This is a genomic window from Actinoplanes sp. NPDC051859 (assembly GCF_044452725.1).
GTDB lineage: Bacteria > Actinomycetota > Actinomycetes > Mycobacteriales > Micromonosporaceae > Actinoplanes.
The window spans coordinates 717,448-743,106 of sequence record NZ_JBITBX010000002.1 but is presented as its reverse complement, the minus strand read 5'-3'; the positions used below and the strand labels follow the sequence as shown (position 1 = coordinate 743,106).

General features: G+C 71.4%; 20 protein-coding genes. 10 read left to right on the top strand and 10 right to left on the bottom strand.

The genetic code is table 11. The features are described 5' to 3' along the window. Nucleotides 1-17: 17 nt before the first annotated feature. From ACIA1L_RS07395 to ACIA1L_RS07385, 3 genes are read right to left on the bottom strand one after another with little or no spacing between them, the layout of a single operon-like run. Entirely contained in the window at nucleotides 18-1,232 is a 1,215-nt protein-coding gene (locus ACIA1L_RS07395) for an ABC transporter permease (protein WP_396071648.1), read from the bottom strand. After that, nucleotides 1,229-1,939: an ABC transporter ATP-binding protein gene (locus ACIA1L_RS07390; RefSeq protein WP_396071647.1), complete on the bottom strand. Its 711-nt coding sequence runs from the start codon at nucleotides 1,937-1,939 to the stop codon at nucleotides 1,229-1,231. Before ACIA1L_RS07390 ends, ACIA1L_RS07395 begins: the two co-directional genes overlap by 4 nt. After that, the gene (locus ACIA1L_RS07385; RefSeq protein WP_396071646.1) at nucleotides 1,936-3,150 is read right to left on the bottom strand and encodes an efflux RND transporter periplasmic adaptor subunit; all 1,215 of its coding nucleotides are present in this window, start codon (nucleotides 3,148-3,150) and stop codon (nucleotides 1,936-1,938) included. Before ACIA1L_RS07385 ends, ACIA1L_RS07390 begins: the two co-directional genes overlap by 4 nt. Nucleotides 3,151-3,244: 94 nt before the next feature. Here ACIA1L_RS07385 and ACIA1L_RS07380 point away from each other — a divergent pair, with 94 nt between their 5' ends. Together ACIA1L_RS07380 and ACIA1L_RS07375 are read left to right on the top strand one after the other, a co-directional pair. Further along, nucleotides 3,245-3,940: a response regulator transcription factor gene (locus ACIA1L_RS07380; RefSeq protein WP_396071645.1), complete on the top strand. Its 696-nt coding sequence runs from the start codon at nucleotides 3,245-3,247 to the stop codon at nucleotides 3,938-3,940. Between the two features lie 7 nt (nucleotides 3,941-3,947). After that, nucleotides 3,948-5,843: an ATP-binding protein gene (locus ACIA1L_RS07375; protein WP_396071644.1), complete on the top strand. Its 1,896-nt coding sequence runs from the start codon at nucleotides 3,948-3,950 to the stop codon at nucleotides 5,841-5,843. On the opposite strand, the gene ACIA1L_RS07370 is transcribed toward ACIA1L_RS07375, so the two are convergent. From ACIA1L_RS07370 to ACIA1L_RS07360, 3 genes are all read right to left on the bottom strand, one after another. Then, on the bottom strand, nucleotides 5,786-6,484 hold the full coding sequence (locus tag ACIA1L_RS07370; protein WP_396071643.1) for a glycosyltransferase family 2 protein: 699 nt from the start codon (nucleotides 6,482-6,484) through the stop codon (nucleotides 5,786-5,788). The genes ACIA1L_RS07375 and ACIA1L_RS07370 overlap by 58 nt on opposite strands. A gap of 61 nt (nucleotides 6,485-6,545) precedes the next feature. Next, nucleotides 6,546-7,235 carry a YdcF family protein gene (locus ACIA1L_RS07365; protein WP_396071641.1) on the bottom strand — a complete coding sequence of 230 codons (690 nt, stop codon included), beginning with the start codon at nucleotides 7,233-7,235 and terminating at the stop codon, nucleotides 6,546-6,548. Between the two features lie 106 nt (nucleotides 7,236-7,341). Further along, nucleotides 7,342-8,517: an EAL domain-containing protein gene (locus ACIA1L_RS07360; RefSeq protein ID WP_396071639.1), complete on the bottom strand. Its 1,176-nt coding sequence runs from the start codon at nucleotides 8,515-8,517 to the stop codon at nucleotides 7,342-7,344. A gap of 218 nt (nucleotides 8,518-8,735) precedes the next feature. Between ACIA1L_RS07360 and ACIA1L_RS07355 the strand changes: the two genes are divergently transcribed. Next, on the top strand, nucleotides 8,736-9,596 hold the full coding sequence (locus tag ACIA1L_RS07355) for a hypothetical protein (protein ID WP_396071638.1): 861 nt from the start codon (nucleotides 8,736-8,738) through the stop codon (nucleotides 9,594-9,596). A gap of 22 nt (nucleotides 9,597-9,618) precedes the next feature. Here the strand turns inward: ACIA1L_RS07355 and ACIA1L_RS07350 are convergent, their stop codons facing one another. Continuing rightward, complete coding sequence (locus ACIA1L_RS07350; protein ID WP_396071637.1) at nucleotides 9,619-10,899, bottom strand: hypothetical protein; 1,281 nt, start codon at nucleotides 10,897-10,899, stop codon at nucleotides 9,619-9,621. A 58-nt stretch (nucleotides 10,900-10,957) separates the two neighbouring features. Further along, nucleotides 10,958-12,793 carry an adenylyl cyclase gene (locus ACIA1L_RS07345; protein WP_396071635.1) on the bottom strand — a complete coding sequence of 612 codons (1,836 nt, stop codon included), beginning with the start codon at nucleotides 12,791-12,793 and terminating at the stop codon, nucleotides 10,958-10,960. A 133-nt stretch (nucleotides 12,794-12,926) separates the two neighbouring features. On the opposite strand from ACIA1L_RS07345, the gene ACIA1L_RS07340 reads away from it, so the two are divergent. Continuing rightward, the gene (locus ACIA1L_RS07340) at nucleotides 12,927-14,174 is read left to right on the top strand and encodes an MFS transporter (protein WP_396071634.1); all 1,248 of its coding nucleotides are present in this window, start codon (nucleotides 12,927-12,929) and stop codon (nucleotides 14,172-14,174) included. On the opposite strand, the gene ACIA1L_RS07335 is transcribed toward ACIA1L_RS07340, so the two are convergent. Further along, complete coding sequence (locus tag ACIA1L_RS07335; protein WP_396071633.1) at nucleotides 14,140-15,393, bottom strand: lamin tail domain-containing protein; 1,254 nt, start codon at nucleotides 15,391-15,393, stop codon at nucleotides 14,140-14,142. The two genes, ACIA1L_RS07340 and ACIA1L_RS07335, sit on opposite strands and share 35 nt — an antisense overlap. A 132-nt stretch (nucleotides 15,394-15,525) precedes the next feature. Between ACIA1L_RS07335 and ACIA1L_RS07330 the strand changes: the two genes are divergently transcribed. The 5 genes from ACIA1L_RS07330 (at nucleotide 15,526) to ACIA1L_RS07310 (ending at nucleotide 24,086) form a co-directional block, all read left to right on the top strand. Then, entirely contained in the window at nucleotides 15,526-16,665 is a 1,140-nt protein-coding gene (locus ACIA1L_RS07330) for a tetratricopeptide repeat protein (protein ID WP_396071632.1), read from the top strand. 163 nt (nucleotides 16,666-16,828) lie between these two features. Beyond that, nucleotides 16,829-19,540 (top strand): fibronectin type III domain-containing protein, encoded by a 2,712-nt coding sequence (locus tag ACIA1L_RS07325; protein WP_396071631.1) that lies wholly within the window; start codon nucleotides 16,829-16,831, stop codon nucleotides 19,538-19,540. 12 nt (nucleotides 19,541-19,552) lie between these two features. Beyond that, nucleotides 19,553-20,539, top strand: a complete 987-nt coding sequence (locus ACIA1L_RS07320) for an AAA family ATPase (protein WP_396071630.1) — start codon at nucleotides 19,553-19,555, stop codon at nucleotides 20,537-20,539. Continuing rightward, entirely contained in the window at nucleotides 20,536-21,690 is a 1,155-nt protein-coding gene (locus ACIA1L_RS07315) for a DUF58 domain-containing protein (RefSeq protein ID WP_396071629.1), read from the top strand. The genes ACIA1L_RS07320 and ACIA1L_RS07315 overlap by 4 nt, the downstream gene beginning before the upstream one ends. After that, nucleotides 21,684-24,086, top strand: a complete 2,403-nt coding sequence (locus ACIA1L_RS07310; protein ID WP_396071628.1) for a DUF3488 and transglutaminase-like domain-containing protein — start codon at nucleotides 21,684-21,686, stop codon at nucleotides 24,084-24,086. The genes ACIA1L_RS07315 and ACIA1L_RS07310 overlap by 7 nt, the downstream gene beginning before the upstream one ends. A gap of 3 nt (nucleotides 24,087-24,089) precedes the next feature. On the opposite strand, the gene ACIA1L_RS07305 is transcribed toward ACIA1L_RS07310, so the two are convergent. Beyond that, nucleotides 24,090-24,767: a hypothetical protein gene (locus tag ACIA1L_RS07305; RefSeq protein WP_396071626.1), complete on the bottom strand. Its 678-nt coding sequence runs from the start codon at nucleotides 24,765-24,767 to the stop codon at nucleotides 24,090-24,092. A gap of 183 nt (nucleotides 24,768-24,950) precedes the next feature. On the opposite strand from ACIA1L_RS07305, the gene ACIA1L_RS07300 reads away from it, so the two are divergent. Further along, a complete protein-coding gene (locus tag ACIA1L_RS07300) occupies nucleotides 24,951-25,655 on the top strand; it encodes a phosphatase PAP2 family protein (RefSeq protein ID WP_396071625.1) in 705 nt (234 codons plus the stop codon). The last annotated feature ends 4 nt before the right edge of the window (nucleotides 25,656-25,659 follow it).

Genomic DNA, 25,659 nt, shown 5'->3' with positions numbered 1-25,659 from the left:
ACCCAGCGAGGGGAACGTCAGACCGAAGCGAGCGCCTGGGTGGGAGTGAGCCGAGACGCTCGCACCGAGGGGTAGACGCCGGCCACCACGCCCACCACCACCGCGCCGCCGACGCCCGCCAGCACCGCCTGCATCGGCACCACGACCGGCCACTCGTGGTACGCCGCGTACGCCACCGTCGCCAGCACACCCAGCACGGTGCCCGCCACTCCGCCGAGGGCCGCCAACGCGACGGCCTCGGTCAGGAACTGGACCCGGATCTGACCGCGGTTGGCCCCCAGCGCCCGGCGCAGGCCGATCTCGGCGCGCCGTTCCAGCACCGAGATGACCATCGTGTTCGCTACGCCGATCCCGCCGACCAGCAGCGCCACCGCCGCCAAGCCCAGCAGCAGCGTGGAGAAGGTGTTCTCGGTGGCCCGCTTCGCGGCGAGAGCATCCGACGGCCGGGTCACCAGCACCTGGCCGGGCCGTTCCGGGTGGATCGTCACGGGCAGCACCGCCCGGACCGCTTCGAGTTGAGCCTCGTCCGCGCGCAGGTAGATCACCGTGGGATGGCCGTCGAAGTCGAGCTTGGCCCGCGCCGACTCCCACCCGACCAGCACCGACCGGTCGATGTCCTCCGACAGCGGCGTGGTCGCCAGGATGCCCACCACCGTGAACCATTCGCGGCCGATCATCACCTGCGGGGCCGGCGTGACAGCAGGCAGGTCCGCAATGCCCAGCCGGGCTGCTGCCTCGGCGCCGAGCACGACGCCGGGGAACTTCGCGGTCACGGTGGTGAGCCAGTGGCCGTACCGCATCTCGGCGTTGATGGCCGGCAGGAGATCCAGGCGTGCCGCCAGCACGGTGAGGCCCAACCCGTCACGCGGGTCCGTACGGTCGGAGCGGCGCACGATGGTGTGGGTGTTAGCCACCGCGCTGACCACATTGACCGGGGCGATCCGCCGGACCATGCCGACGGATTCCTCGGGCAGCAGGGCAGGCGGATCCTGATCGGGCTGCGGCATCGCCTGCAACACGTCGGTGCCCAGGGCGGTGAGCTCCCGCGACAGGGCGGCCTGGCTGGACGCAGGGATGCCGGTGACCACGATCATCGTGGCGATGCCGATGGAGATGCCGAGGGCGGACAGCGCCGCCCGCAGCTTGCGGGTCCGCAAGCCCACGAGGCCGAGGCCGAGCAGGTCGAGCGGGGCCAGCCGGACCGGGCGGGTCGCCGCACGCAGCCGGCTCACCGGGCCACCACCGGCGCGGTGCCCCGGATCCGGGCACTGTCGGCGACGAGCCGGCCGTCGCGGATCTCCACCCGGCGCGGCAGCGACGCGGCGATGTCCCGGTCATGGGTGATCAGGGCGATCGTGGTTCCTTCCCGGTGCAGCCGGTGCAGCAGGTCCAGCACGGCATGACCTGTGGCGGTGTCCAACGCACCGGTGGGTTCGTCGGCCAGGACCAGTGCCGGCCGGTTGACCAACGCGCGGGCGATCGCGACGCGCTGACGTTCGCCGCCGGAAAGTTGGTGCGGCTGGTGCCCGATCCGGTGCGCGAGGCCGACCCGCTCCAACGCCTCAGCGGCTTTGGCCCGGCGCTGGCGGCGCGGCACCCCGGCGTACAGCAGGCCGGTGGTCACGTTCTCCGCGGCGCTCAATCCGTCGGTGAGGTGAAAGCTCTGGAACACGAACCCGAGCAGCCGACCGCGCAGCGCGGAAAGCCGGCGGTCGGGCAACGTGGCAGTGTCGTGACCGCCGATGTGCACCGACCCGGTGGTCGGTCGGTCGAGCGTGCCCATCATGTGCAGCAGCGTGGACTTGCCCGACCCGGACGGTCCGACGATGGCGAGCAGTTCCCCGGCCGCGATGTCGAGGGAGACTCCGGCGAGCGCGGTCACGCCACCCGGATACGTCCGGCCGACGTCGCGCAGCCGCAGGACGGGGTCCGCGCTCACGAGGTCGTCACGACCTCGGTGCCGGCGTCCAGGCCGGCGCCGCTGATCTCGACCAGACCCTTGGCGAACAGGCCGGTCTCGACCTTCACCAGACCGCCGGCCTTGGTCTGCACGGCATATCCGCCCTCGCTCAACGCGAGCAGCGCACCGAGCGGGGCGACCAGGACATTCTTGTGGGTCTCCGCAGCGAACAGCACCTCGACATCGGCGGAATCGAGCTGAGAGACCGCCTTCGGATCGTCCACGGTGACGGTGATTGTCACCTTGGAGGCCTGTTCTCCGGCTTGCCCGTCCTCCGTTTTGGCAGCAGTGCCGATCGCACTGACCTCGCCCGGCACCGTCTTCTCGCCCGGCAGCTTGACCGTCACCCGGTCACCGCGCCGGATCGATCCGGCCTGTGCCACCTCTGCGGCCACCGAAATCACCTTGTCGGTCAACGTGACCGCGAGCAGCGGCCCGTCCGCCGGCGCCCCCGGCTGCACGCTCAAGGAGTCCACCCGGACAGCGCCGCTCAACACCACAACGTCGCCCACCGCAAGGGAACCCGTCACCGCCAACCCGATGTCCGCCTGCCATTTCTTCACGGCGGTGATCAGGTCCGCGGTCAACACACCCTCCCCTTTGCGTACGGTGACCAGCTTGGTTGTCGCCTTCTCCTTGCCCGCAGCCGCGCCGGTCTGGGCCACGCTCTCCCCGGCACCGGGCTGGTAGCCGATCGGGTAGCCCAGCTTCTGCAGGTTGTTCGCGACGATCCGGACGTCGCGGCCCACCAGATTGCGCCCCGCGATCGTGCGGTACATCGGGATGGCGCCGTAGAACAGCGGAACCGGCTTGTCGTCAATGCACAACAGGTCCTTGCCCCGGGTGATGCGGGAACCCGCCGCGGGCAGCCAGGTCACCGTGCCGGGCCGGTTGCCGGTCAACGGGCGGGCGGCGCCGTACCCGAGCTTGCCGGGCATCGTCTCGCTGGTCCACAGGTCCTGCCGGACGAGAGCGACATGCTGCACGGAGATCGGCGCCTGCGTCGCCCGCTCCGGTCCGCTGCCGGACCGCCACCGCCACACCACCGCACCCGCGCCGACCAGCAGCACCACCACGGCGAACGCCACCACGATCCGGCCGGTCCGCGACGGCGCGGGCACCGGATCGGCACTGCGCGGCGCGGACACCACGGGGATCACCTGGGTCTGCGCGTCGGACTCCCATTTCATGACAGGGATCTTGCTGGCGGAATATGAGGTTCTTGTCAGCTACCGGTTCCGGCTTGCCGCCAGCCGGTGGCGGGGTGCCCCTATAGTCGCCGGCGTGTGTGCCCACGTACTCGTCGCCGAGGATGATCTGCGCCAGGCTGAGGTGCTGCGACGGTATCTGGAGGCGGAGGGGCACCGGGCCGACGTGGTGCACGACGGCCGCACCGCACTCGAACGCGCCCGGCAGTCGCCGCCCGATCTGCTGGTGCTGGATGTCAGCATGCCCGGCCTCGACGGCCTCAACGTGTGCCGGATGCTGCGCCAGGAATCCGACCTGCTCGTGCTCATGCTCACCGCCCGCTCCACCGAGGACGATCTGCTGCTCGGGCTGGAGCTGGGCGCGGACGACTACCTGACCAAGCCGTACAGTCCGCGGGAACTCATGGCCCGGGTCCGGACGCTGCTGCGCCGGGGCGGGCGGGCGACGGCCACAGCCGCCACCCCCGCGCTGCGGGTCGGCCCGCTCGCCATCGATCCGGGCCGGCACGAGGTGCACATGCAGGGCGAGCCGGTCGGCTGCACGCCGGGCGAATTCGCCATCCTGGCCGCCATGGCCGCCTACCCGGGCCGGGTCTTCACCCGGGCGCAGCTGCTCAGCCACACCCGCGGCATCGACCGCAGCTCCACCGAGCGCACCATCGACGTGCACGTGAAGAACCTGCGGCGCAAAATCGAAGCGAACCCGCGCCGGCCCGCACTGCTGCTCACCGTGTACGGAATCGGTTACAAGCTGTCCAGCGGCGAACAATGAGCGCCGGATGAGCGAGGCAGCGCGGCCCCGCCGGGTCCCGTTGCACCGCAGCCTGATCACCCGCCTGCTGGTCACCTCCGTGCTGGTGGCGATCGCTGCGATCGGGGCGACCGCCTGGCTCGCCGCGCAGAGCACCACCCGCGCCATCCAGCAGGAACAGGGCCGCTCCCTCGCCGACGACAAGAGCGTCTACGACGCGTTGGTGGGGTTCGCTGCCACGCACCGCGACTGGAGCGGGGTGCAGACCGTCGTCGACGAGCGCGCGCGCAAGCTGGACCGGCGAATCACCCTGATGACCGAGGACCGCAGGGTCATCGCCGACTCGACGCCCGGCCCGTCGTTACAGACGGCCCGCCCGTCAGCCACCGTCGACCCGCTGCGCCTGGACCTCGCTCTGACCGGCGGCGACGTGCGCATCGATCCCCGGGTCGTGGGGCCGTACCGGCTGGACGCCGAAGACCGGCAGCTCGAGCGCAAACGGGTCGACGACCAGCTTCGCTGCCTGGGCCGGGCCGGAGTGCCCGCTGATGCCGTCGAGTTGCCCACCGGGCGCATGACCGTCCGGGTGCTCATCGCGGCGCAGCGCGGCGTGGTGCCGGCCTGCGCGCAGATCCCGGCCCGGTTCCGATCCGAGGCGAAAGCCATGAAAGACCTGGAACGGCGGGTCGCGCCGTGCCTCGGGGTCCGCGACATCGGCAGCCTGGTCCTCAACTACGACTTCACGGTGGGCCGCGTCGACCTGCCCGGCGAACGCGGCACGACCGACGCCGAGACCGCTGACCTGATCCGCGGCTGCGTGGAGAAAGGCCGGCAGGACCAGCTTCATGCGTACGTGGCGCCACCGGCCCTGCTGTTCGTCACCGACCCCGACGACGGCTCGGCGCAGCCGGTGTTCAACCTGTCCGGCGCCAACACTGTCCGGATCGCCGTGGTGACCAGCGCCGTCCTCGTCGTCACCGTCCTGGTGACCGTCCTGGTCGGCCGGCGTCTCGTCCGGCCGCTGCGGGCGCTGGCCGCTGCCGCCGACAGTGCGGTGGGCCGGCAGTCCCGGGTACCCGTGACCACCGAGGACGAGATCGGCTACCTGGCCCAGGCGCTCAACGACATGGCCGACCGCCGGGAACGCTCGGAACGGTCCCGCCGGGCCATGGTCAGCGACGTCGCGCACGAACTGCGCACCCCGCTCACCAACATCCGCAGCTGGCTGGAGGCCGCCCAGGACGGTCTCACCCCCACCGGTCCCGACCTGCTGGACCTCCTGCACGAAGAGGCCGTGCTCCTCCAGCACATCATCGACGACCTGGCCGTCCTGGCCGCCGCCGACGCCGGCAGCCTGCGCGTGCACCCCGACGAGGTGTACCTCCGCGACATCCTGACCCAGGTCGCCGAGGCCCACCGCAGCGCCGCCGAGTCGGCAGGCGTCCGACTCGGCACCGAGGTGGCCGGCGACCCGCAGGTGACCGCCGACCCGGTGCGCCTGCGCCAACTCGTCGGCAACCTCGTGTCCAACGGCATCCGCCACACCCCAGCCGGCGGCTCGGTGACAGTCAGCGCCGCCGCAGACGCTGCCGGCTTCACCATCGAAGTCTGCGACACCGGCACCGGCATCGCCGCCGAAGACCTGCCGAGAATCTTCGACCGGTTCTGGCGGGCCGACCGCTCCCGCAACCGCGCCACCGGCGGCAGCGGGCTGGGCCTGTCCATCGTGCGCAAACTCGTCGAGGCCCACCACGGCGAAATCTCGGTCACCAGCGACCGCGCCACCGGCACCGTCTTCACCGTCCGGATCCCCGCCAAGCTCCCCGCCGCAGCGGAGAAGGCGATGGGCCGAGCGGCCATCCCCGGTCAGCGAGCGCGCGCAGGCAACAACGAGGTGGCTACGAACCGCAGCAGCGGCCAGTAGATCCGCGTCGCGTCGGTCAACGGCTCGAAATGCGAGGAAGCATTGTCTGCCAAGTACGTCGTGGCGATCGTGACCTCGTCGAACTCGTAGCCGCGGCGGGCGGCGTACAGAAGGATGTTCATCTCGTAGTCGAAGCGGTCGCCGGGCACCGAGATCAGCCAGTCCAGCAGGCTGCCCGGATAGGCCCGCAGCCCGGTCTGCGTGTCGCCGACCAGCCGCCCGGTCGCCGCGCGGAACAGCAACTGCGTGGCGGTATTGCCGACCCGGCTGCGCAGCGGCATCTGCGCGAAGCGCCGCACGCCCAGCACCGCCCGGCCGGTGTCCCGGCTCCGGCCGGCCACCCGCAGCACATCCTCGGCGCTGTGCTGACCATCCGCGTCGGCACAGACCACGTCGAAGCCCGGACAGGCGGCAGTGACGTGCCGGAAACCGGTCTTCAGCGCGGCCCCCTTGCCCCGGTTGACCGGATGGGCAAGGACCGTGCCGCCGAGCTCAGCCACGGCCGCCAGGGCGGCCGCCGAGTCCCGATCGCTGCCGTCATCCACCACCACCACGGGCAACCCCGCGCAGCGCAGGTCGGTGACCAGCGTGCGCAGGTGCTCACCCGGCTGGTACACCGGCACCACCACCACCGACTCCATCTACCACCCCTCCTCGCCGCGCCTCCTATGCCCGCGGTGCGGGGTTCTTATCCCCCCGGTCTCAGGCCTTGCCGTCGAGCGCGGCGCGGGTGCTGCTGACCTGGTCGAGCATCTCGGCGGCGATCGGAGCACGCCGCCGCCGGCGCAGCACCCGCTCAGCACGACGCAGCCCCGCGACCATCCGACGCTCGCGATGCAGCAGGGTGCCGGGCTCCCGCACTCCGAAGAGGAAAACCCTGGTCATTGCGTACGCGATCCGCTCGCCGTGTCCGCCCCCACCAGCCACGGGCACGTTCACCAGCGCTGCGCCGTGCAAGCCCAGCACCTTTCCCGCGAGGTAGCGCACCCGCGGCAGATGCCACCCGTGCGACACGAGACCGATCGGCGGGGGCAGGTCGGCCAGCAGACCTTCGCCAGCGACGTGGAGCAGGTTCTCCAGGGTGCTGCGGGAGCGGATCTCGGCCCGCAGCTGCACCCATGCGCCCACGCCGCCAGCGCGGGCCCGGGCGAGCATCAGATCACCCTCGCAGCAGCCTTCCGGCGGTTCGGGGGCGCCCTCGCAAGCCTCCGCCCAGCCGCCGCTGAAGATGATCCGAGCCGGGGCCCGCTCGAACGCCTTCTGGTGCCGAGTGGCATAGGCAAGGGCGGCATCCACCCGGGCGGCGCTGGCGGGGGTAAGCACGAACTCGCTGCCGGAGCGGATGACCCCGCGCCCGAACACAACAAGCACGGTGGCGGGCGGCGCCGTCATGATCCGACCGTACCCGGTGCCGGCGGCGCGCGTTCAGGCGAGCCGGTCCGCGCCATCGTCGCCGACGACGGAGGCGGGTCGGGCTCCGCCTCCGGGCGGGCGCGGGTCAGGGCAGGCGGTTCAGGAGCATTCGGGTCACTTCGGCAACCGTGGGAAGGTGCTCGGTGGTGGCTAGGTGGTCGGCTCGGGTGCTGAGGGCGTACCCCTCGCCGGGGCCGAGGACGATGGCGGTCAACTCCTCACCGACGGGGTGGTCGAGGAGGATGACCGATCGGGCCAGCCCGGCGAGATCTTGGAGCGACCTGCTGGTGGCGGCGTCGGTGCTGGCGGGCAGTGCAGCCACCACGATGGCAGTTTCCAGCCCGATCGCGGTGTCGTGCAGCCGGGCCAGGGCGAGCGCCACCGAATCGGGTGTGGCCGCGGTGGCGGGCGCGGAAGCCGCCACCGCCTCGTACGGTGTCCCCGCCGGCCGGTGGAAACCCGGCCGCGCCGCCCGCAGACTGTGTGGCGCTGAGGTGTCGTAGCTGGCCGGATCGATCTGGTCCAGCGCGATGGGCCGCCCGAACAGCCAGCCCTGCCCCCACACCGCGCCCAGCTCGCGTGCGACGGCCAGTTCGTCTTCGGTTTCGATGCCTTCCGCGACCACCATCGCGCCGGTGCGCCGGGCTTCCGCGCGGACGACGGCGCAGACGCCGCGGGTGCTTGCGGTGCACGGGTCTCGGATCAGGCTCATGTCGAGCTTGATGACTTCCGGCTCCAGGACCGGAAGGAGCGCCAGGGACATCGGGTCCACGCCCACATCGTCGAGCGCGAGACCGTTGCCCCAGGCCTGGGCCTGCGCGGCGATGCGCATCATGCTTCCGGGTACGGCCGGCAGCGCGCGCTCAGTGAACTCGAGGACTTCCCGAAACGGCAGCCCGGCCTGGATCAGGTCGACCAACCGGGGTGAGAGCGGCTGGTTCAGCGCGGCCGGCTCAGCGTTGACGAACAGCAGGGGCGGCGGGTGCGCGGTGGCTACCGCACACTCCAGGGCCCGCTCGGAACAGAGCATGTCCAGTTCACCCAGCCGGCCCGAGTCGCGAGCGGCGGCGAACAGCCGGTCCGGGAACTCCAGCGCGGAGCCCGCCGGGCCGCGCGCGAGGGCTTCGACTCCCACCACAGCCCTGGTCTCGAGGTCGACGATGGGCTGAAACAACGGTTGCACCGACCGGCCCTCGAGCACCCCGCCGATGGTGCTGGCGGTGTCCCGGCCGGCCGCATCCCGCGCGGCAGCGATGTGCATGTCGACGCTCCCCGGCTCGGCGGCTCCGACGACCCCATTTCGTGGCGCTCATCACGATCTTCCGGCGGCGATCCCGAACCGGTCGGCAGAACGCGATAAATGCGGTTATTTGTCGACGGAGAGTGAGCAAGAAGCCACGACTGAGCAGCGCCCCATACGGAACGAAAGCGGACGATCACAATTTCCGGATACTCCGCCCACCGGTATATTTTCCGAGCATGATCGCAGCAGGACGCAACGGCCGACCGTCGCGCATCCCCGCGTCCCTGCGCCGCCTTGCCTCACTCCTGCGCCGCCTCCCCCAGCCCGAGCGCGGCGTCCCCGCACCTATGCGCCGCCTGCCCAAGCCCGTGCGCCGCCTGCCCGCACCTATGCGCCGCCTACCCAAGCCCGTGCGCCGCCTCCCCGCATCCATGCGCCGCCTGCCCAAGCCTCTGCGCCGAGTCCTCGCCGTCTGGGCCCTCGGTGGCGCCGTAGGGCTTGCCGCCTGGGCGTTGCTCTCCCCCGCAGCGCCGTTCGACGCCACCCTCCGATTCACCGTCTGGGTCGCTGTCGTGATCGCCGCGGTGCCGGGCGCCACCAAACCCGCGGCGCTGTTCGGCACGGTCGCCGCCCTCGTCGAGATCACCGCCGACCTCACCGCCGCCGCTTACGGCCCGGGCTCTCCAGCCAGCGTCCCGGCCGTCCTGGTCGCCCTCTCCCTGATCGCCACCCGCAACGGCCCCAGCGCCCAACGAGCCGTCAAAGCCACCTTCCGCCCCCGACACAAAGCCGCCGCCGCCACAGCAGCCGCCGCTACCGCCAATGCCGCAACCATCGCCGGCACCGGCTGGACCGCTACCACCGCTTGCACTGCCGCTGCCGCCGCCGGCAGCGCCATCTCCGCAACCGCTGCACCTAGCACCCCCCACGCCGCAAGCTCCGCAGGCGCTGCCGGCACCGCGGGCATGGCCGGCACCGCAGCTGCCACTGCCGGCACTGCCTATGCCGCCACCACCGGCACCGGAATCGCGGCCGCTACTTCCGACGCAGCCCCCGCGGTCGAGTGGGCGTCAGCTCTGCCGAATAGTCCGCGGTAACCAGGCACCGCCCACCAGGGGGTCAGCGGGCGGCTGCGGCGAGGAGCCAGGCCACTTCCGGGTGCACGAAATCCGCGTGGGCTCCGGAGAAGGATGACAGGCCGGTGTCGGCGATCACCGCGGTCGAGTCGACGCTGTGGAACGTCTGGGCGGCCAGGCCGTACATCGTGGCCGGCGGGAGGAGGGTAAGGCGGCGGGCGGGGGTGACGCCTTGGAAGCCGTCGGCGCCGAGGGCTCCCCAGCGGAGCGCGGGGTCCACCTTGGTGAGTGCCGCGTCGTCGCGGGCCAGGAAGGACACCTTGGGGTACCAGCGGCGTAGCGCCCAGTCGTGTGGGGTCCAGGTGGCGATGAGCGGCCCGGTGACCCGGTCGGCGTAACGGTGCAGGGCACCCGCCGAGCCGAACGGCATCGCGGCGAGGGGGGTGAAGGCGTAGTGGGAGAACGCGGCTTGGATCAGGCACAGGGAGGCGGCCGGGGCGACGGTGAGGGCGTAGGACACCAGCCGGGCGCCGAAGCTGTGGCCGGAGAGGTGCACCCGCAGGCCTGGCAGCCGGGTGTGCAGGTCGGCGAGGAACGGACCGAGGCCGCGACTGCCGATGTCGCCGGCGCGGGCTTTCATCTCGTAGTAGGAGGCCATGCGGAGGACGTCGCGGGCGGCGTTCCAGACTTTGCCGAAGACGTCACCCCAGCCGACCTCGTGGGGGCGGGGCGCGCTGCCGAGGACGTCGGCGAGTCTTGCGTACGTGTCTCGGGGCTCGTCGGTCAGCAGAGCGGCTAGTTCGCCGGAGTCTTCCACGGACTGCTGCACGGGGGCGAAGACCGTACGCAGAAGGTGCTGGAATTCGTCGAGGCGTTTCTGCTGCGCCGGCGCCGGATCGGTGCCCACACCGGTGCGGCCTGCGTCGACGAGTTCGCCCATGCGGTGCAGGGCCGCGTGCGAGGTGGCGGGGAAGGACGGCGTCAGCGAGGCGGCTATCTCGGCGCCGGTGACCGTGGTGGCGGCGACGCCGGGGCGGTCTTCGGCCATGGCGGCCCGGACCTGCGCGTCGGCGGACGGGGGCGGGTCGGGGAACCACATCGAGGGCCAGAACAGTCCGACGAAGCCTGGGGTGCCGGGTGCCATGCCTTCGATGAGCGGGAAGAGCGTGCGGAAGGTGGTGCGGGCGCGCTGTTCGCTGATGTTCCAGCCGTGGGCCATGACGAACAGGTCGGTGATGCCGCGCGCGGCGAGATCGTCGACGAAGCGGGGGGTGGTGGGCGTACCGGACCGGTCGAACGTGAGTTCCCAGTAGTGCGACGCCATGGCGGCACCGTAGTTCCGCCCTGGCGTACCGGACAACGGCTTGTGCACAGAGCGGCAGTTATCCGGAGTATGCGGTCACATAGACCGGGGTGCCGACGTTGCTGGCGTCGGCGGGGCCGCCTTCGCCGTTGACGACGTGGTCGATGGTGCCGGCGCTGAGGTTGACCGTCATGATGTGGTGCAGTTGGACGCCGGGGCGGCGGGGCACCTCGAAGCCGTTCTCGGTGTGGATCGTCGGGTTGTTCTGATTGAACACGTAGACACCGGCGCCGTACAGGGTGTGGTGGCGGACCCGGTCGCCGACTTTGTAACCCGCGTAGCCCTCGACAGGGCCGTTCATCCAGTCGGCCTGGGTGGGCGGGTCGTACGGCAGTTCGTTCTGGTAGAGCACCGTCGTGCCGCGTTCACCGTTCCAGGTGGTGTTGTAGCGCTGGAAGTGCTCGACGAACAGGCCGGTCGCGGTGACGTCGTCGCCGTTGATGACCGCGCCCTGCCGGCCGGTGTTGGTGTGCCAGCGCTGGGTGTCGCCGTGGACACCGTCGGTGAAGCCTTCGACGCCGTGGTCGGCACGCCACACCCAGGTGTGGTCGATGAGCACGTTGTCGCTGTTCACCTCGAGGGCGGTGTCGGTCTTGCCGATGTGCGGGCCGCCGACGCGCAGGTACACGTCGGACAGTGTGGTGGGGTCGCCGGGCGTACTGATGCCGACGCCGTTGCTGCGGCCGACCCGCAGCAGGACGGACGATTCTTCGCTGCCCGCGTCGATAGTGACGCCCGCGACGATGACCCCGGGAACGTCGGCGACGGTGAGCGGGGTCGCGCCGTCCACCGCGGTGAGGGTGGCGTGGCCGAGGCCCAGCAGCACCGTGCCGGGTCGCCGGATGTCGATGCTGCGCGCGATGTCGTAGACACCGGGGGTGAGCAGCAAGTGCTTGCCGAGCGCGAGCTGCGCGTTGATGCGCCACACCGGGTCGGCGGGCGTGGCGACGAAGAAGTCGCGCAGGGGCACCGTACGGCCCGGGGTGAGTCCGGCGCCCCACGACGTTCCGGCGGTCCCGCGGTGCGCAGCCGGCACGCGGACCTGGTACTTGCCCGCCGCGTCGAGGTACAGGTACGGCTTCTCCCGGCTCAACGGTGTCTGCGCCAGCGTGGTGTACGGCGGCACCGGGAACGTCGCGTCGTCCGGCGCTCCGTGGACGCCGGCGAACACCTGGTTCCACACGCCGTTGGACCAGCTCTTGACCGAGCTGTTGCGGGTGAGCCACTGCTGCTGTGAGCCGCTGACGATGTTGGGGAGCGCCGAGTCGGCGATGAAGCCGCCGCTGGCGTACTGCGGGCCGGCCGTGCAGTAGTCCATGAGGGACAGGTTGCCGCCGCTGATGGCGAGCCGGCGCAGCGACACCGCCTGCGAGACGGCCCAGAAGTTGGCCGACGATCGGCAGCCGTCCTGCCCGGCCCCGTTGACGTTGATCGTCAGGTTGGACAGGGTCCGCCAGAAGTTGTTGAGCGCCAGGCAGTTGCTCGTGCCGCCGTCGCCGAGGCAGCGGTTGTAGACCTCCACCTTGCCGTTGATGACCACGTCAGCCGGCGAGGCGCCGAGCCCGGCAAGCTCGGTGTAGTAGCCCACTTTGATCTGCAACGGCTGTTCGGCGGTGCCGTAGGTGCCCGGCGCGAAGAGGAAGGCGTACCGCTGGGTGCCCATCTCGTTGTCGACCTGGCGGGCGTGTGTGGCGTCCAGCGTCGCCTGGATCTGCGCGACCGGCATGCTCGGGTCGAACACGGTGACGCCGGGGAGGTGGGTCGGCGCGGAGATGGGCGCGGCCAGTGCCGCGGTTGCGGGTGGGGCCGTCAGCGAGGCGGCGGCCAGCAGTGCCGCGGCGAACATGGCGAACATACGTCACAGCAAGCGATAGACCGCAACAGATGTCAAGACAACGGCGCGGTTCCGGAACCGTACGGGCCGAACGGCCGCGCTGTACCGTGCTCTCGCTACGATCGGCGCAGCCGCCCCGACCGGAAGTAGCCCGTTGACTGTCACCACAGTTCCACCCGACCTCGCCGCCCAGCAACGCCGCACCCTGACGGTGCTGGTGGCGTCCCAGATTCTCAGCGGCGCCGGGCTCGCCGCCGGTATCACCGTCGGGGCGCTGCTGGCTCAGGACATGCTCGGCGGCGCCGGCCTCGCGGGACTGCCCAGCACCCTGTTCACCGCGGGTTCCGCGCTCACCGCGGTCGTCGTGGGCCGGCTTTCCCAGGCCCGTGGGCGCCGGCCCGGCCTGGTGCTCGGCTACTCCACCGGCGCGGTCGGCAGCATCCTCGTCATTGCGGCCGCAGTCGCCGGCAGTCCGCTCCTGCTCTTCCCGGCCCTCTTCCTGTACGGCGCCGGTACCGCCTCGAACCTGCAGGCCCGGTACGCGGGCGCTGACCTGGCCGCCCGTACGCACCGGGGTCGGGCGCTGTCGACGGTGCTGGTCGCCACCACGGTCGGCGGGGTGGTGGGTCCGAATCTGGCGGCGCCGGCCGGGGAGTTCGCCCGTACCCTCGGCATTCCGGTGTTGGCGGGGCCGTTTGTCTTTTCCGGCCTCGCCTACGCGCTGGCCGCGATCGTGCTGGCCGGCTGGCTGCGCCCCGATCCGCTCGTGCTGGCCCGTTCGGTCGCCACCGACGCTCCGGCTGCCGCGGGCGGGGAGCAGCACGGCGGCCAAGGCAGTGTCGTGGTGGGCGCGCTGGTCATGGTGCTCAGTCAGCTCGTCATGGTCAGCATCATGACGATGACGCCGATCCACATGCACGATCACGGCCTCGGCACGGCCGCGTCGGGACTGGTCATCGGCGTCCACGTGGCCGCCATGTACCTGCCTTCCCTGCTCACCGGCTGGCTCGTCGACCGGTTTGGCGCGCTGCGGACCGCCGCCGCCGGTGCCGTCACCCTGTTGGCCGCGGGCCTGCTCGCGGGCGTCGCACCCGGCGGTTCGATCACCGCATTGTCCGTGGCGCTGGGCCTGCTCGGCGTCGGCTGGAATCTCGGCCTCGTTTCCGGAACCGCGCTGGTCACGGACGCGCTGCCGCTGGAGACCCGCGCCAAGACCCAGGGCCTGGTCGATGTCTCGATCGCGCTCGCGGGAGCGGCCGGCGGGATGTCCTCCGGCATCGTGGTCGCGACCGCGAGCTACCCGGTGCTCGCCAACACCGGCGGCCTCCTCGCTCTGGCGCTGCTCCCGGTGCTGGCGGCCGGGTCCGTCACCGTCCGAAGGCGATCGTCCGGCCCCGTTTGACCTGCCCGGCCCGGTAGCGGACCTCGTCGACGGGCACACCGCGGTCGTCGATGAGCGTGATGGTCCCGCCAGTGTTGCCGAGCGCGAACGTACCCGCGGCGACGATCTGCACGACCGCGCCGCCGCCGAGCGTTCCGGCCAGCCGGTGGGTGTGGCCGTTGCGGTCGCGCAGCGCCCAGCCGTCCAGGCCGATGTCGGCGGCGGTGGTGTTGAGCAGCGTCAGCCGCTCGTTGCCGCGATCGGTCCCGCCCGGGTCGGGGAGGGCCGCCACGATGACGACGTCGCCGAGCGCGGGACCGGTGGGCTGCTGGGGGGTGCCCGGGGCGGCCGGGTCCGGGTCGATGACGAAGTCTTCCGGCCACACCGTCAGCCGGATGCGATGGCCCGCGGCTTCCACGATGTCGTGCAGATTGCCGGTCTCCAGCCGGTCCAGCAGGAAGAGTGAGTCGTCCCGGTGCACCGGGTCGGACCGCAGCCAGGCGTCGAATCCGTCGAAGTCCGCCGCACCGGTCGCCAGGAACGGGACCAGCCGCCGGAACAGCTTCGGCCAGCAGATCAGCTGTTGCAACGCGGCCAGGTCGGTGACCGTGGCGGCGCCGTCCGGGTCGGCCGTCGCCGCGGGCCAGATGCCGGTCCGGTCGTGCCGGGCTCTGCGGGAAACCCCGGCCAGATGGGTACGCAGCGCCGCGGGCAACGTGGCATAGAAGGCCGGATAGGCCAGGCCGGCCGCGAGCAACCTGGCGTTGATCGAACGGTCCACGCCGGCCTCGTCGAGGAAGACCGAGCCGCCCGCGGCCGAGGCCGGATCGCCCGGGTAGACGAAGCCGATCATGCGCCCGTTGGCGTCGATGCCGTTGGAGAGCACGTGCCCGCGCAGGCTGTCCTGGTCCGCACGACGAATCTTGTTCGGCAGGTCGGCGAAGAACTCGACGCCGGTAAAACCCAGCAGGCGCAGCACGGCGTCGCGGGCCCCGTTGGCTCCGCCCAGCTCCTGGTGTGCTTCGCCGAAGTGGGTTTCCAGCGCGTCGATCGCTTCGAGGCGTACGGAGATGCCGCGCGAGTTGAGCTCCGGTGGCGTGCCGGACGGGCGGGGCAGCCGTTCGACGAGGACGGGCGTGTCCGGGCGGAATTTGACGGTGTCCCCGTCCGGTTCCGGCCCCTGGCGCGGCAGATCCGGGTACCGGATGACAAATTGTCCAGAAAGAACGGTATACGTCATGCGACTCACCACCCTTTCTCGCACGGTAGTCCTGTTGTCGCTCTTTGTAGAAGGCCTGCTGACCGTTCGGGTGTCACCGGGCCGGACGCTCAGGAACTGGCGGAGCGGGCCGGTTCCAGGCAGCATGGCTGGGTGTCGCAGCCGTCGCCCCTCCTCATTCCTCGGCAACGCGCCCAGGCGCTCGCCGAGTCCGGCGACGTCGCGCAGGCCCGGGCACTGCTGGAGCACGTCGTCAGGTTGGGCAAAGCCGACCTCGGCGAGGACGATCCCGAGGTGCTGGCAACCCAGCAACAGCTCGCTTCCCTGCACCGACAGGCAGGCGACCAGTCGTCGACGCGACGCGTCCTCGAAGAGGCCTACGCAGCGGGCCAGCGTCGACTGGGCGACGCCGACCCGATCATGCTGAGCATCTCGTTCGACCTGGGCACGATCGCGGCGGAAATGGAAAACCGGCACGAAGCCCGCCGCGCCTTCGGTCGCGTCGCCGCCCACGGCCCGGCCACCCTCGGCCCGGACCACTGGGCGGTCACCCAGGCCCGCTCCTACCTGGGCGACGACTTTCCTAACGGGCCGCCCGCACCCCAGCCGACTCCACGGCTTCCACACCCCCCGCTTTCCACTCGCCCACCTCACCTCGCTCCGCAGAATCCGACTTACTCGACTTTCCCGACACAGCCCGCCGCGGAAATCGCCCAGCCCCACTCGGCTTCCCCAGGCGAGCCCGCCGCCGAAGCCGCTCAGCACGCGGTCCGCGTGCCGCAGCAGCGAGCGGCTTTCGACGGACCAGCCGCCCCGGCTCCACCTGCACCGAAGGGCAGCGGCAAACCGGCGTACTCAGGAAGGTCGCCGGCATTGTTCGCGGCGATCGCCGCGGTGCTCGGCGTGATCATCGCGGTGGCCGCGCTGGTTCTGGTGTTGGCCCGGCCCGGCGACGACAAGAGTGACGAATCCGATGTGCCCACTTTGAGCGGTCCTGCACCCACCGACGTGCAGCTGCGCGATGACGGATCGTCGGTGCGACTCCGCTGGTCGGATCCGGCGAACGGTCGGACGAGTTTCCTGGTGACCGGCGGGCGGCGCGGCGAACAGCTCAAACCCATGGGCCAGGTCGGACCCACCACCTTGTCCTTCGACCTGAACGGCCTGAACACCAGGCTGGACTACTGCTTCGCGGTGGTCGCCGTCTACAGCTCGAGCCAGTTCGCCAGCTCACCGCAGGTGTGCACGGGCCGCACGGAGAGCAGCGGGCAGCCGACGCGCAGCGGCAGATGATCACGCTGGGCGATCATTAATATGCACTTAGGTAACTTGCTGAGCGTCGCACGGCACTGCACCGCGACCTATGATGTCCAGCGTCCGGAGGGTCCAAGACCGCGCAGGGAGAGGAATACGGCTCGTGGGCAGTGCGAGAGCGTCCAGTGAGGACGCCGTCACCATGCGACGCAGCCGATGGCGCGGGCGGGGTGGTCTCGTCACCGTCGGCACGGTGCTGGCCCTCGTCGCCGGGCTCGGACTGACCGTGCTGGGGCTGGGCGCCGCCGACCAGGCCGTCGCCAGCTTCGACGCCGCATCCTGGGTGTGGAGCCGGACCAAGGGCGAAGCCGCTCGGGTCAACGGCGTCACCGCCCGGGTCGACACCCGGGTCGACGTGCCGCGCGCCCGCGGGCATCAGGTCCAGGTCACCCAGAACGACCGTTTCGTCATCCTGCGGGATGTCCACACCGGACTGATCAGCACCATGGACCTGATTTCCCTCAAGGAAGCGGCGTCCGCGCAAACCACGTCCGGCCTCGGGGTGCGGGTCGCGCTCGACGACGACGCCGCGTTTGTCGTCGACACCGTCCAGGGCGAGGTGCGCCAGCTGGACCCGCGCTCGTTGACCCCGGTCGGTCAGTCGCTGCGATTCCCGCCCGGCATCACCGGTGGCTCCTTCGACGGTGCCGGCAACCTGTGGATCGCCGTGCCCAGCGAAGGCACCGTGTCCGCGATTACTCCCGCGTCCTTGCCCGACGAGGCCGGCACGAACGGCTCCGGCGCCGGCGCGGCGCTTACCGGACCGGAACGTCCGGCAACCGGACACGGCGGCCCGGCCGGGGCGACGCCGGATCAGGCCGGGGCGGGCGGCCAAGCCGCCGGCCCCGCTCTCGTCCGCACCGAGTCGGTCGCCCAGGCCAGCCACGACCTCGCCATCTCCACACTGAAAAACGGTGTGGCAGTGCTCAACCGCACGACCAACGAACTCACCACCATCCGCGGCAAGGTCAAAGAAACCGTCACTCTGCCGCTGGAAGGTCCCGGGACACTGCCGACGCACACTGACGGCGACGTCGTCCCGGTCACCGTTCCCGACTCCCGCCGGGTGTACGGGGTCAGCCAGGGCCGCACCACCGCCGACTTCCCGGTCCCCGGCAACGGCGCGGAGCTGCAAGCGGCAGTGGCGTGGGAAGGCTTCTTCTACGTCGCCGACGAGGCCACCGGCACCGTGCACGTCTTCGACCAGTCCGGCGCCGTCCGCGAGGACATCGGCATCGAAAAACCCGGCGGCCCGCTCGAACTCGAAGTGCGCGAGAACTACCTGTTCATCAACGCGCCCGGCACTTCCACTGCCCGCGTGGTCGACGGCGCCCACGCGGTGCGGGTGGTCGACAAATATGCCGACGACGTTCTCGGTGGCGACCCGCCGCCCACACCGCCAACTCCGCCGCCGCCGCCCCCGCCGCCACCGAAGCCGAAGAAGCCGCCGGTGACCGAGCCGGGGGCTCCGGGCAACGTGCGCGCCGCGGCCGGCAACGCCCAGGCACGGGTGACCTGGCAGGCGGCTGCCGCCAACGGCGCCCCGATCACCCGCTACGTGGTCGAGGGGGCGGGCAAGACCGCCACGGTGGGCGCCGACCAGCGCTCACTCGACGTCACCGGGCTGACCAACGGTGAGACCTACCGCTTCACCGTGCACGCGGTGAACAAGAAGGGCGATGGTCCGAGCCGCAGCAGCAACACGGTCAAGCCGACGTCGGAAGTGCCGGACGCGCCCACCGCCGTCTCCGCCGAAGCCAAGCCGGACGGCACTGTCGTGGTGAGCTGGCCCGCAGCCAACGGCCAGGGAATCGACATCGAGCGCTACACGGTGACCGCGATCAGCGAAGGCGGCAGCGCCCCCGCGGGCGAAACCAAGGACGGCACGTCGCTCACCATCGCCAACGGCGCCCTGGAGTACGGCAAGCAGTACGCCTTCACCGTCACCGCGATCAACGAGCGCGGCGCCGGGTCCGCGGCGTCCCCGGTGAGCACCAGCGTCGTGCCGTTCACCCGGCCCGGCCGGACCGAGGGCGTCAACGCGGCCACGGTCGGCGACAAGCCCGGCACGATCAGCGTGACCTGGACCGCCCCGGCCGACAATGGCCGCCCGATCGGGAAGTACCTCGTCGTCGCCCAGGGCCGCACCACCGAGGTCACCGCCGGCACCGGCGTCACGCTCGACGGTTTCGGCGAGGGCGAGACCGTTGCGGTCGAGGTCCGCGCGGTCAACGAGGCCGGCGAAGGCGAGCCGGGATCCGCCACCGCCCGCACCATCGCGAAGCCCACGGTGACGATCACCGGGTCGTCGGCGACCTTCGACACCGCCACCGTGACCTTCACCGTCGATGCGGGCGGCGGCACGGCAACCTGCTCGATCGCCGCATCCAACGGAGGTGGCACCGCCGCCGGCAGTTGCAGCAGCCTCAAGGTCGGCAAACTCAAGCCCAGCACGAACTACACCTTCACGGTCACCGCGACGAACGCCGCGGGAGCGGTGACGAACAAGAAGACCCAGACAACCAACGCCCTGTTCGGCACGGCGACCTGCAAGAACGGCGAGAACGGCGACACTGCCACGTATTGCGACGAGGACCGCGACGGCCGCAACGGCAACGAGATCTTCAGCGTCACCCGGCAGGACAACGACAAGCAGGTCGGCTGGGTCAAGAACGGCGTCCGGCTGAAAGCGTTCTGCAAGAAGCAAGGCGAGGAGATCGACTCCTACATCTACAACAACCGCAAGAAGTCCACCTGGTGGATCCAGGTCGACTACGACGGCAAGAACTACATCCCGTTCGCGTGGCTCAACCTCGACGGCGGCGACGATGTGAACGACCTGCCCACCTGCTGAGGACGTAAACCCGTGAGCTCCGAACACCTTCCGCCCGAGCATGTGCAGGCCTTCGCCGGCATCGCGACGCAGCTCGCCGACCGGATCGGCACCGTGGTGCTGGGCAAGCCCGACGTCGTACGCCTCGCCCTGGCCGCGTTCTTCGCCCAGGGACACGTGCTGCTCGAAGACGTGCCCGGGGTCGGCAAGACCACCCTCGCCCGCGCGCTCGCCGCCGCCGTCAAAGGCCAGTGGCGGCGGATCCAGTTCACGCCCGACCTGCTGCCCTCCGACGTCTCCGGCGTCACCATCTTCAACCAGGGCACCCGCGGGTTCGAGTTCCACCCCGGACCGGTCTTCGCCAACATCGTCATCGCCGATGAGATCAACCGGGCCTCGCCCAAAACCCAGTCGGCGCTGCTTGAGGTCATGGAGGAACGCCGGGTCACCGTGGACGGCGTACCGCACCCGGTGCCGCAGCCGTTCCTGGTGGTCGCCACCCAGAACCCGGTCGAGATGGACGGCACCTACCGGCTCCCCGAGGCTCAGCTCGACCGCTTCCTGGTCAAGCTCTCCGTGGGATACCCGGCCGAAGACGTCGAGGTCGAAGTGCTGCGCGGCGCCGCCCGCCGCTCCCCCGACGCCCTGGAACCGGTCACCGACACCGCCACCGTCGGCGAGATGGTCCGCATGGCGGCCCGGGTGCACATCGCCGACCCGCTCTACACGTACGCGGTCCGACTCGCCGCCGCGACCCGCGACCACCCGCAGGTTCGCGTCGGTGTCAGCCCCCGCGGCGTGATCGCCCTGACCCGGGCAGCGTCGGCCTGGGCCCTGATCAACGGCCGCGGCTTCGTCCTGCCGGAGGACCTCAAGACCCTCCTGCATCCGGTCTTCGCGCACCGGGTGCTGCTCTCCCCCGACGCCCAACTCCGCGGCGTCACCGCCACCGAAGTCCTCGACGACGCCGTCCGCGGCGTGCCCGTCCCCCTGCCCGACAATCAGCGCGCCGGAGCGTGAAAATCCGTTCCTCCGGCGGCGGGATCACCGGTCGGGGCGCAGGCGTCGTCCTCGCCGCGGTTGCGTTGCTCGCGGCCGGGTTCGCCTACGGATATCCCGACCTTGCTCTGCTCGGCGGGGCCGCCACCATTGCCATACTCTGCGCCGTCGGCTTTGGGCTGTGGCGGCCACGACTTGGCGTCGACCGTGTCGCCGAGCCAGACCGGGTGCCCCGCGGCGCACCCGCCGCGATGACGGTGACCGTGCGCAACACCAGCCGGCTGCGGGCCGCCAACCTGGTCGCCACCGACCGGTGCGGTGCCGCCACGGTGCCGGTGCCGCTGCTGCGGTTACGGCCCGGGCGCGACACCACCGTCGACTATCCCGTGCCGACCACCCGGCGCGGGGTGGTGCCGGTCGGGCCGCTGCGGGTGACGCGCACCGATCCGCTGGGACTGCTCACCCTGTCCCGGGCGTACGGGGACACGACGACCGTGTGGGTGCATCCGCGCATTCACCTGCTGCGTGCCGTACCGGCGGGGATGGCGCGCAGTCTGGACGGGCGGATCGACAAGGTGCCACACGGGACAATCACGTTCGACTCGCTGCGGGAGTACGTGGTCGGCGACGAGTTGCGCCGGGTGCACTGGCGCAGTTCCGCGAAGGTCGGCGAGCTGATGGTCCGCGAGCAGCTCGACACCAGCGAACCGACGATTGTCGTGCTGCTCGACGACCGGGCCGCTGCCCACCCCGACCGACGCGACGGCACCGCCGAGTCGTTCGAGGCCGCCTGTGAGGCCGCGGCGTCGATCATCGCTGCGGCCGTACGCGAGGACCTGCCTGTCGTCCTGCACCTGACATCGGGTCCCGCCGCCGGGCCGTATCTCGACGTCCTGACCGAGGCCGCGCTGCGCGACGGTGACCTCACCCGCACCGTCCGCAGCCTGCGCCAAAGCCGGCTGGGCGACACGCTCGTCTACCTCACCGGGCCGGGTGGCCGCACCGATCTGGGCACGGTGGGCGCCCTGCGTGGCCCGTACCCGGTGGTGATCGCCGGCCTGTTCGGCGACCGGGATGCCGCGCCTGTCGCCGCCGGCGGAGCGCTGATCGTCATCGAGGCTGCGGACGGCGAACAGTTCGCCGCGGCCTGGGACGGGGTGCGGGGATGGTGAGGTGGCTGCGGGCTGCGGTCGTACCCGTCGCTCTGCTGGTGTTGATCTCGCTCTCCGGGGTGGTGCTGGGACGGATCTATGCCGACGACCTGGTGGTGCAGTTGGTGGCCGGGGCGGCGCTAGGGTCCGTGGGGATCGGGGTTGCCGCGCGGCGGTTACCCTCGTGGACGGTCGCGCCGCTGTCAGTGCTCGGGTTGGCCGGGTATGCCGCGTGGGCACTCACGGTGACCGCCGAGCGGGCGGCGCTCACCGGCCCGCTGCCGGAGATCATTTCCGATGCGCTGACCAACGGCATTCCGCGGCTGCTGACCGCGATGATCCCGGTCGAGGCCACTCCGGACACGGTGATCGTGGCGGTGGTCGCCGCCTGGCTGGCCGGGCTCGCCGGCACCGAGGTGGCCGTCCGGGCCGGTCGGGTCCTGCTGGGCTGCCTGCCCGCGGCGGCGCTGTATGCCGGGGTGCTGTATGTCGTCGGACCCAACGCGGACAGCGCCGGTTGGCCCACGCTGACCTTCGCGGTCGCGGTCGTCGCGGCCCTGGCCGTCAGCGCACGCCCCGCGAACGCGCCGCCGCTCGACGACATGCCGGCGCAGACCCGCGCCGCGGTGCGGGGCCGCGCGCTGGCCGGAGCGGCCGCCGGCCTGGTGGTCCTCACCGGGCTGATCGCCGCCCTCGGCCCGTGGGTCGGCGGCCAGGTCACCGCGACACCGGTCGACCCGCGACGGTACGTCGAACCGCCCCGCGTGGACAGCCTCGACGAAAGCCCCCTGAACCGCATATCGGGTTGGGCGCTCGCCCGGGACCAGAAGCTGCTGGACGTGGGTCCGTCCGCGCCGGGCACTCAGCAGGTGCGGCTGCGCCTGGCCGTGCTGCCCGACTACGACGGCATCACCTGGCGGGTCGGCGCCACCTATCGCAACGCGGGGCGGGTCCTGCCGCCGGCAGCGCTGTTGCCGGACGTGCCGGTCCAGCGGGTCACCCAGGAGATCACCGTGCAGCAGCTGACCGGGCGGCTGCTGCCGGTCCTGCCGACCCCGGCGGGCGTGGCCGGCACCCGCATCGCGTACGACGCGACGACCGGCACAGTGATCCGGCCCGAGGAACTGCGACCCGGCTTGCGGTACACGGTCACGTCGGACGTGCAGGAGCCGGACGTCAACCTGCTGCCCACCGCCGATGCCCCGGCTGGTGCTGCGGTGGCAAGGTTCCTCACGGTAGGACCAGGCGTGCCCGACTCGATCCAGCGGCTCGCCGAAAAACTGGCCGACGGCAACGGCGGCGCGTACGACCGGGCGGCGGCAATCGAGCAGTTCCTCGCCGAGCATTACCGGGTGGTGGCCGACGCGCCGAGCGGGCATGCGTACCCGAATCTGTCGTTCTTCCTCGTCGGCCCGCGGGACCGCGGCGGTCAGCGCGGCACATCAGAACAGTTCGCGGCGTCCTTCGCCCTGCTGGCCCGGCTTACCGGCCTGCCGTCTCGGGTGGTTGTCGGCTTCGACGCGCCGAAGGCCGGCGGCCCGGTGACCGGCGGCGACGCCATCGCCTGGCCGGAGGTGTTGTTCGACGATCTGGGCTGGGTGGCGTTCGACCCGATGCCCAAGAGCGACCAGCCCCGTCCGGTCGAGGCCGACTTCACCCCCAAGCCGACCGTCGCGCCGCCCACCTCGGAACCGCCGCCCGCGCCGACGCCGTCGACCGCTTCCATCCCTCCGGCCGTGGCTGCTCCCCCGCCCGCGGCCCGGACCGGGCCGTCCCCCGTCGCCGTCGTTTCGGGTACGGGCAGCGCCACCCTTCTGCTGCTGGTCGCCGCAGCAGCCACCGTCGTGTCGATGCGCCGAGGTCTGCGCCGCCGCCGCCTGTCAGTGGGCAGCCCCGAGGCCCGCATCACCGGCGCGTGGCACGAGTTCACTGACGCCCTGCGCCTTGCTGGCCGCCCGGTCCCCACCCACCTGGCCGCTACCGAGGCCGCCGCCTTCGCCGCCACGGCCCTCACCCGGTCCGCGGCCACCCGCCGGCGCAAGAACCGGCCTGTCCAGGCGCACAGCTCCGATACGGACGGGCCCGTTGACCGGGGGCGGGAAGAACCATCCCCTGTGGACTCGTCGGATGGTGTGGGCGGGGTGCCGGCGCTGCGGCCCGCAGCGCCGGAGGTGGGCGCCGAGCTGCCGGCGCTGGGCGAGCTGGTAACGGCCGTCAACACGGCGGCGTTCGCACCGGGAGCGGCTACCGGCGAGCAGGCGCAGCAAGCCGGCAGTCAGGTGGTCGCCTACGCCGAGGCGCTGCGGCAAAGTCGGTCCTGGTGGCGCCGCGTCTGGTGGAGTCTGCACCCCGGCCCACTCCGGTGGCACCGCTCCCGAGGGGCTGGAACCGCGACCCGCCACGAAAGCGGGACCTGACGATCAGCCCAGCGGCACGACCACCGGTCGGGCCAGCCGGTAACCGAAGAGTCGGCGCTGGCGTACCGCGGCGCTGACCACGATCTCCGTCTCGACCTGGCGACCGTGCGGGGCGCGGACCACCATCGCGAACCGGTAGAGGCCACGGACCGGGACCTGACCGCCCCGGCGGATCAGCCAGGCCGGGTCGGCACGCAGCGGCCGCAGCGCCTCGACCAGCACCTCGGCCGACTCGCGGCTGCGCGAACCTTCGATTCCGCCGAGTGAGGCGTCGACACCGGCAATGCTGAGCTGCGGGCCGAGCTTGTAGGAGCGGGTGAGGTGGGCGGTGTCGACGATCCGCTCGGGGGCCATCGACCAGGCCACGACCGGGCCGCCGCCGGAGGAGAGGGTGACCGCCAACGTGATCGTCTCGAACGGGGCCTCCGCCGCGTCCGTCACGGTCAGCGAGAGGTGCATGAGCCGATAGTCGTAGGCGCCGGCCTCCGCCTTCAGGAACACCTTGCCGTCTGCGTCACCGATGCCGTCCTCGGTGAGCAGGACGGAGAGCGGGCCGCCGAGGCTGATCCGGCCGGCGAGGAGCTCCGGGTCCGCTTCCTGCTCCGACCCTCGGCTCGCCGGCTCCTCGGGAATCAAGGTCAGTGGCTGGCCGTCGAGCTCCGGCACGGTCAGTGCAGTCATCCATCTGATCCCTTCAGGACCGCCAGGCGGCGCCGTTCCCGTGCACCCTCGGAGGCGCCAGGATAGCCGCGCATGACGTCGGGGAAACTGTCCGAAAGTCGTCAGACCCATCCGGGTGCGATCGCGGCGGATCATCGAGCGTCTGACAGGGATAGCAGTGCGCTGACCGGGTAGGAGACAACAATGAAACCCGGCCGCCGACCGACCCGCGCCGTGGCGTGGGCGATCGGCGTGCTGCTGTCCTTCGGCGCGCTCGGCCTGCTGGTCGGCACCAGGTGGGCACCACTGCACGAGTCGGACACCACGATCACCACAGCGGTGCATCGGTGGGCGCTGACCCATCCGAGCTGGGTCGAGGTGACGGTGTGGTGGACGAACGTTTTCGCCCCGTTCCCGCTGCGGTTCGCCGTGCTGCTGCTGGTCGGCTGGCTGTTGCGGCGGCAGGATCGGCGGACCGCGCTCTGGGCGGCACTCACCATGGTGGCGGGCGGCCTGCTCGGGGCAGGGCTGAAACTGCTCTTCGGGCGGGACCGCCCCGAACTGCTGGACCCGGTCGCCCGCGCGACCGGCCTCTCCTTCCCGTCCGGTCACGCGCTGAATGCCACCCTCGCCGCCGGTATCTTCCTGCTGGTCCTCCTCCCGGTGGTCCGGCGCCGCTGGTTGCTCTGGACGGTGGCCGTCGTGGTCGCCGTCGGGACCGGTGTCAGCCGCGTCATCCTCGGCGTGCACTTCACCAGCGACGTCATCGCCGGCTGGCTGCTCGGCATCGCCATCCTGGCCGCGGTGACGCCCGCATTCCCCCGCCGCCAGCCGACGACCACACCCGACCACGAACCCATGATCCGGACACCGAAACCATGGCGTGAGCCGCGCGCCGGCAGAAGGTAGGCTG

What these genes read in the sequence shown, in the direction of transcription:
- ACIA1L_RS07385 (WP_396071646.1), bottom strand. Translation starts at nt 3,150, where the DNA reads ATGAAATGGGAGTCCGACGCGCAGACCCAGGTGATCCCCGTGGTGTCC.
- ACIA1L_RS07375 (WP_396071644.1), top strand. Translation starts at nt 3,948, where the DNA reads ATGAGCGAGGCAGCGCGGCCCCGCCGGGTCCCGTTGCACCGCAGCCTG.
- ACIA1L_RS07370 (WP_396071643.1), bottom strand. Translation starts at nt 6,484, where the DNA reads ATGGAGTCGGTGGTGGTGGTGCCGGTGTACCAGCCGGGTGAGCACCTG.
- ACIA1L_RS07365 (WP_396071641.1), bottom strand. Translation starts at nt 7,235, where the DNA reads ATGACGGCGCCGCCCGCCACCGTGCTTGTTGTGTTCGGGCGCGGGGTC.
- ACIA1L_RS07360 (WP_396071639.1), bottom strand. Translation starts at nt 8,517, where the DNA reads ATGCACATCGCTGCCGCGCGGGATGCGGCCGGCCGGGACACCGCCAGC.
- ACIA1L_RS07355 (WP_396071638.1), top strand. Translation starts at nt 8,736, where the DNA reads ATGATCGCAGCAGGACGCAACGGCCGACCGTCGCGCATCCCCGCGTCC.
- ACIA1L_RS07350 (WP_396071637.1), bottom strand. Translation starts at nt 10,899, where the DNA reads ATGGCGTCGCACTACTGGGAACTCACGTTCGACCGGTCCGGTACGCCC.
- ACIA1L_RS07345 (WP_396071635.1), bottom strand. Translation starts at nt 12,793, where the DNA reads ATGTTCGCCATGTTCGCCGCGGCACTGCTGGCCGCCGCCTCGCTGACG.
- ACIA1L_RS07335 (WP_396071633.1), bottom strand. Translation starts at nt 15,393, where the DNA reads ATGACGTATACCGTTCTTTCTGGACAATTTGTCATCCGGTACCCGGAT.
- ACIA1L_RS07325 (WP_396071631.1), top strand. Translation starts at nt 16,829, where the DNA reads ATGCGACGCAGCCGATGGCGCGGGCGGGGTGGTCTCGTCACCGTCGGC.
- ACIA1L_RS07310 (WP_396071628.1), top strand. Translation starts at nt 21,684, where the DNA reads ATGGTGAGGTGGCTGCGGGCTGCGGTCGTACCCGTCGCTCTGCTGGTG.
- ACIA1L_RS07305 (WP_396071626.1), bottom strand. Translation starts at nt 24,767, where the DNA reads ATGACTGCACTGACCGTGCCGGAGCTCGACGGCCAGCCACTGACCTTG.
- ACIA1L_RS07300 (WP_396071625.1), top strand. Translation starts at nt 24,951, where the DNA reads ATGAAACCCGGCCGCCGACCGACCCGCGCCGTGGCGTGGGCGATCGGC.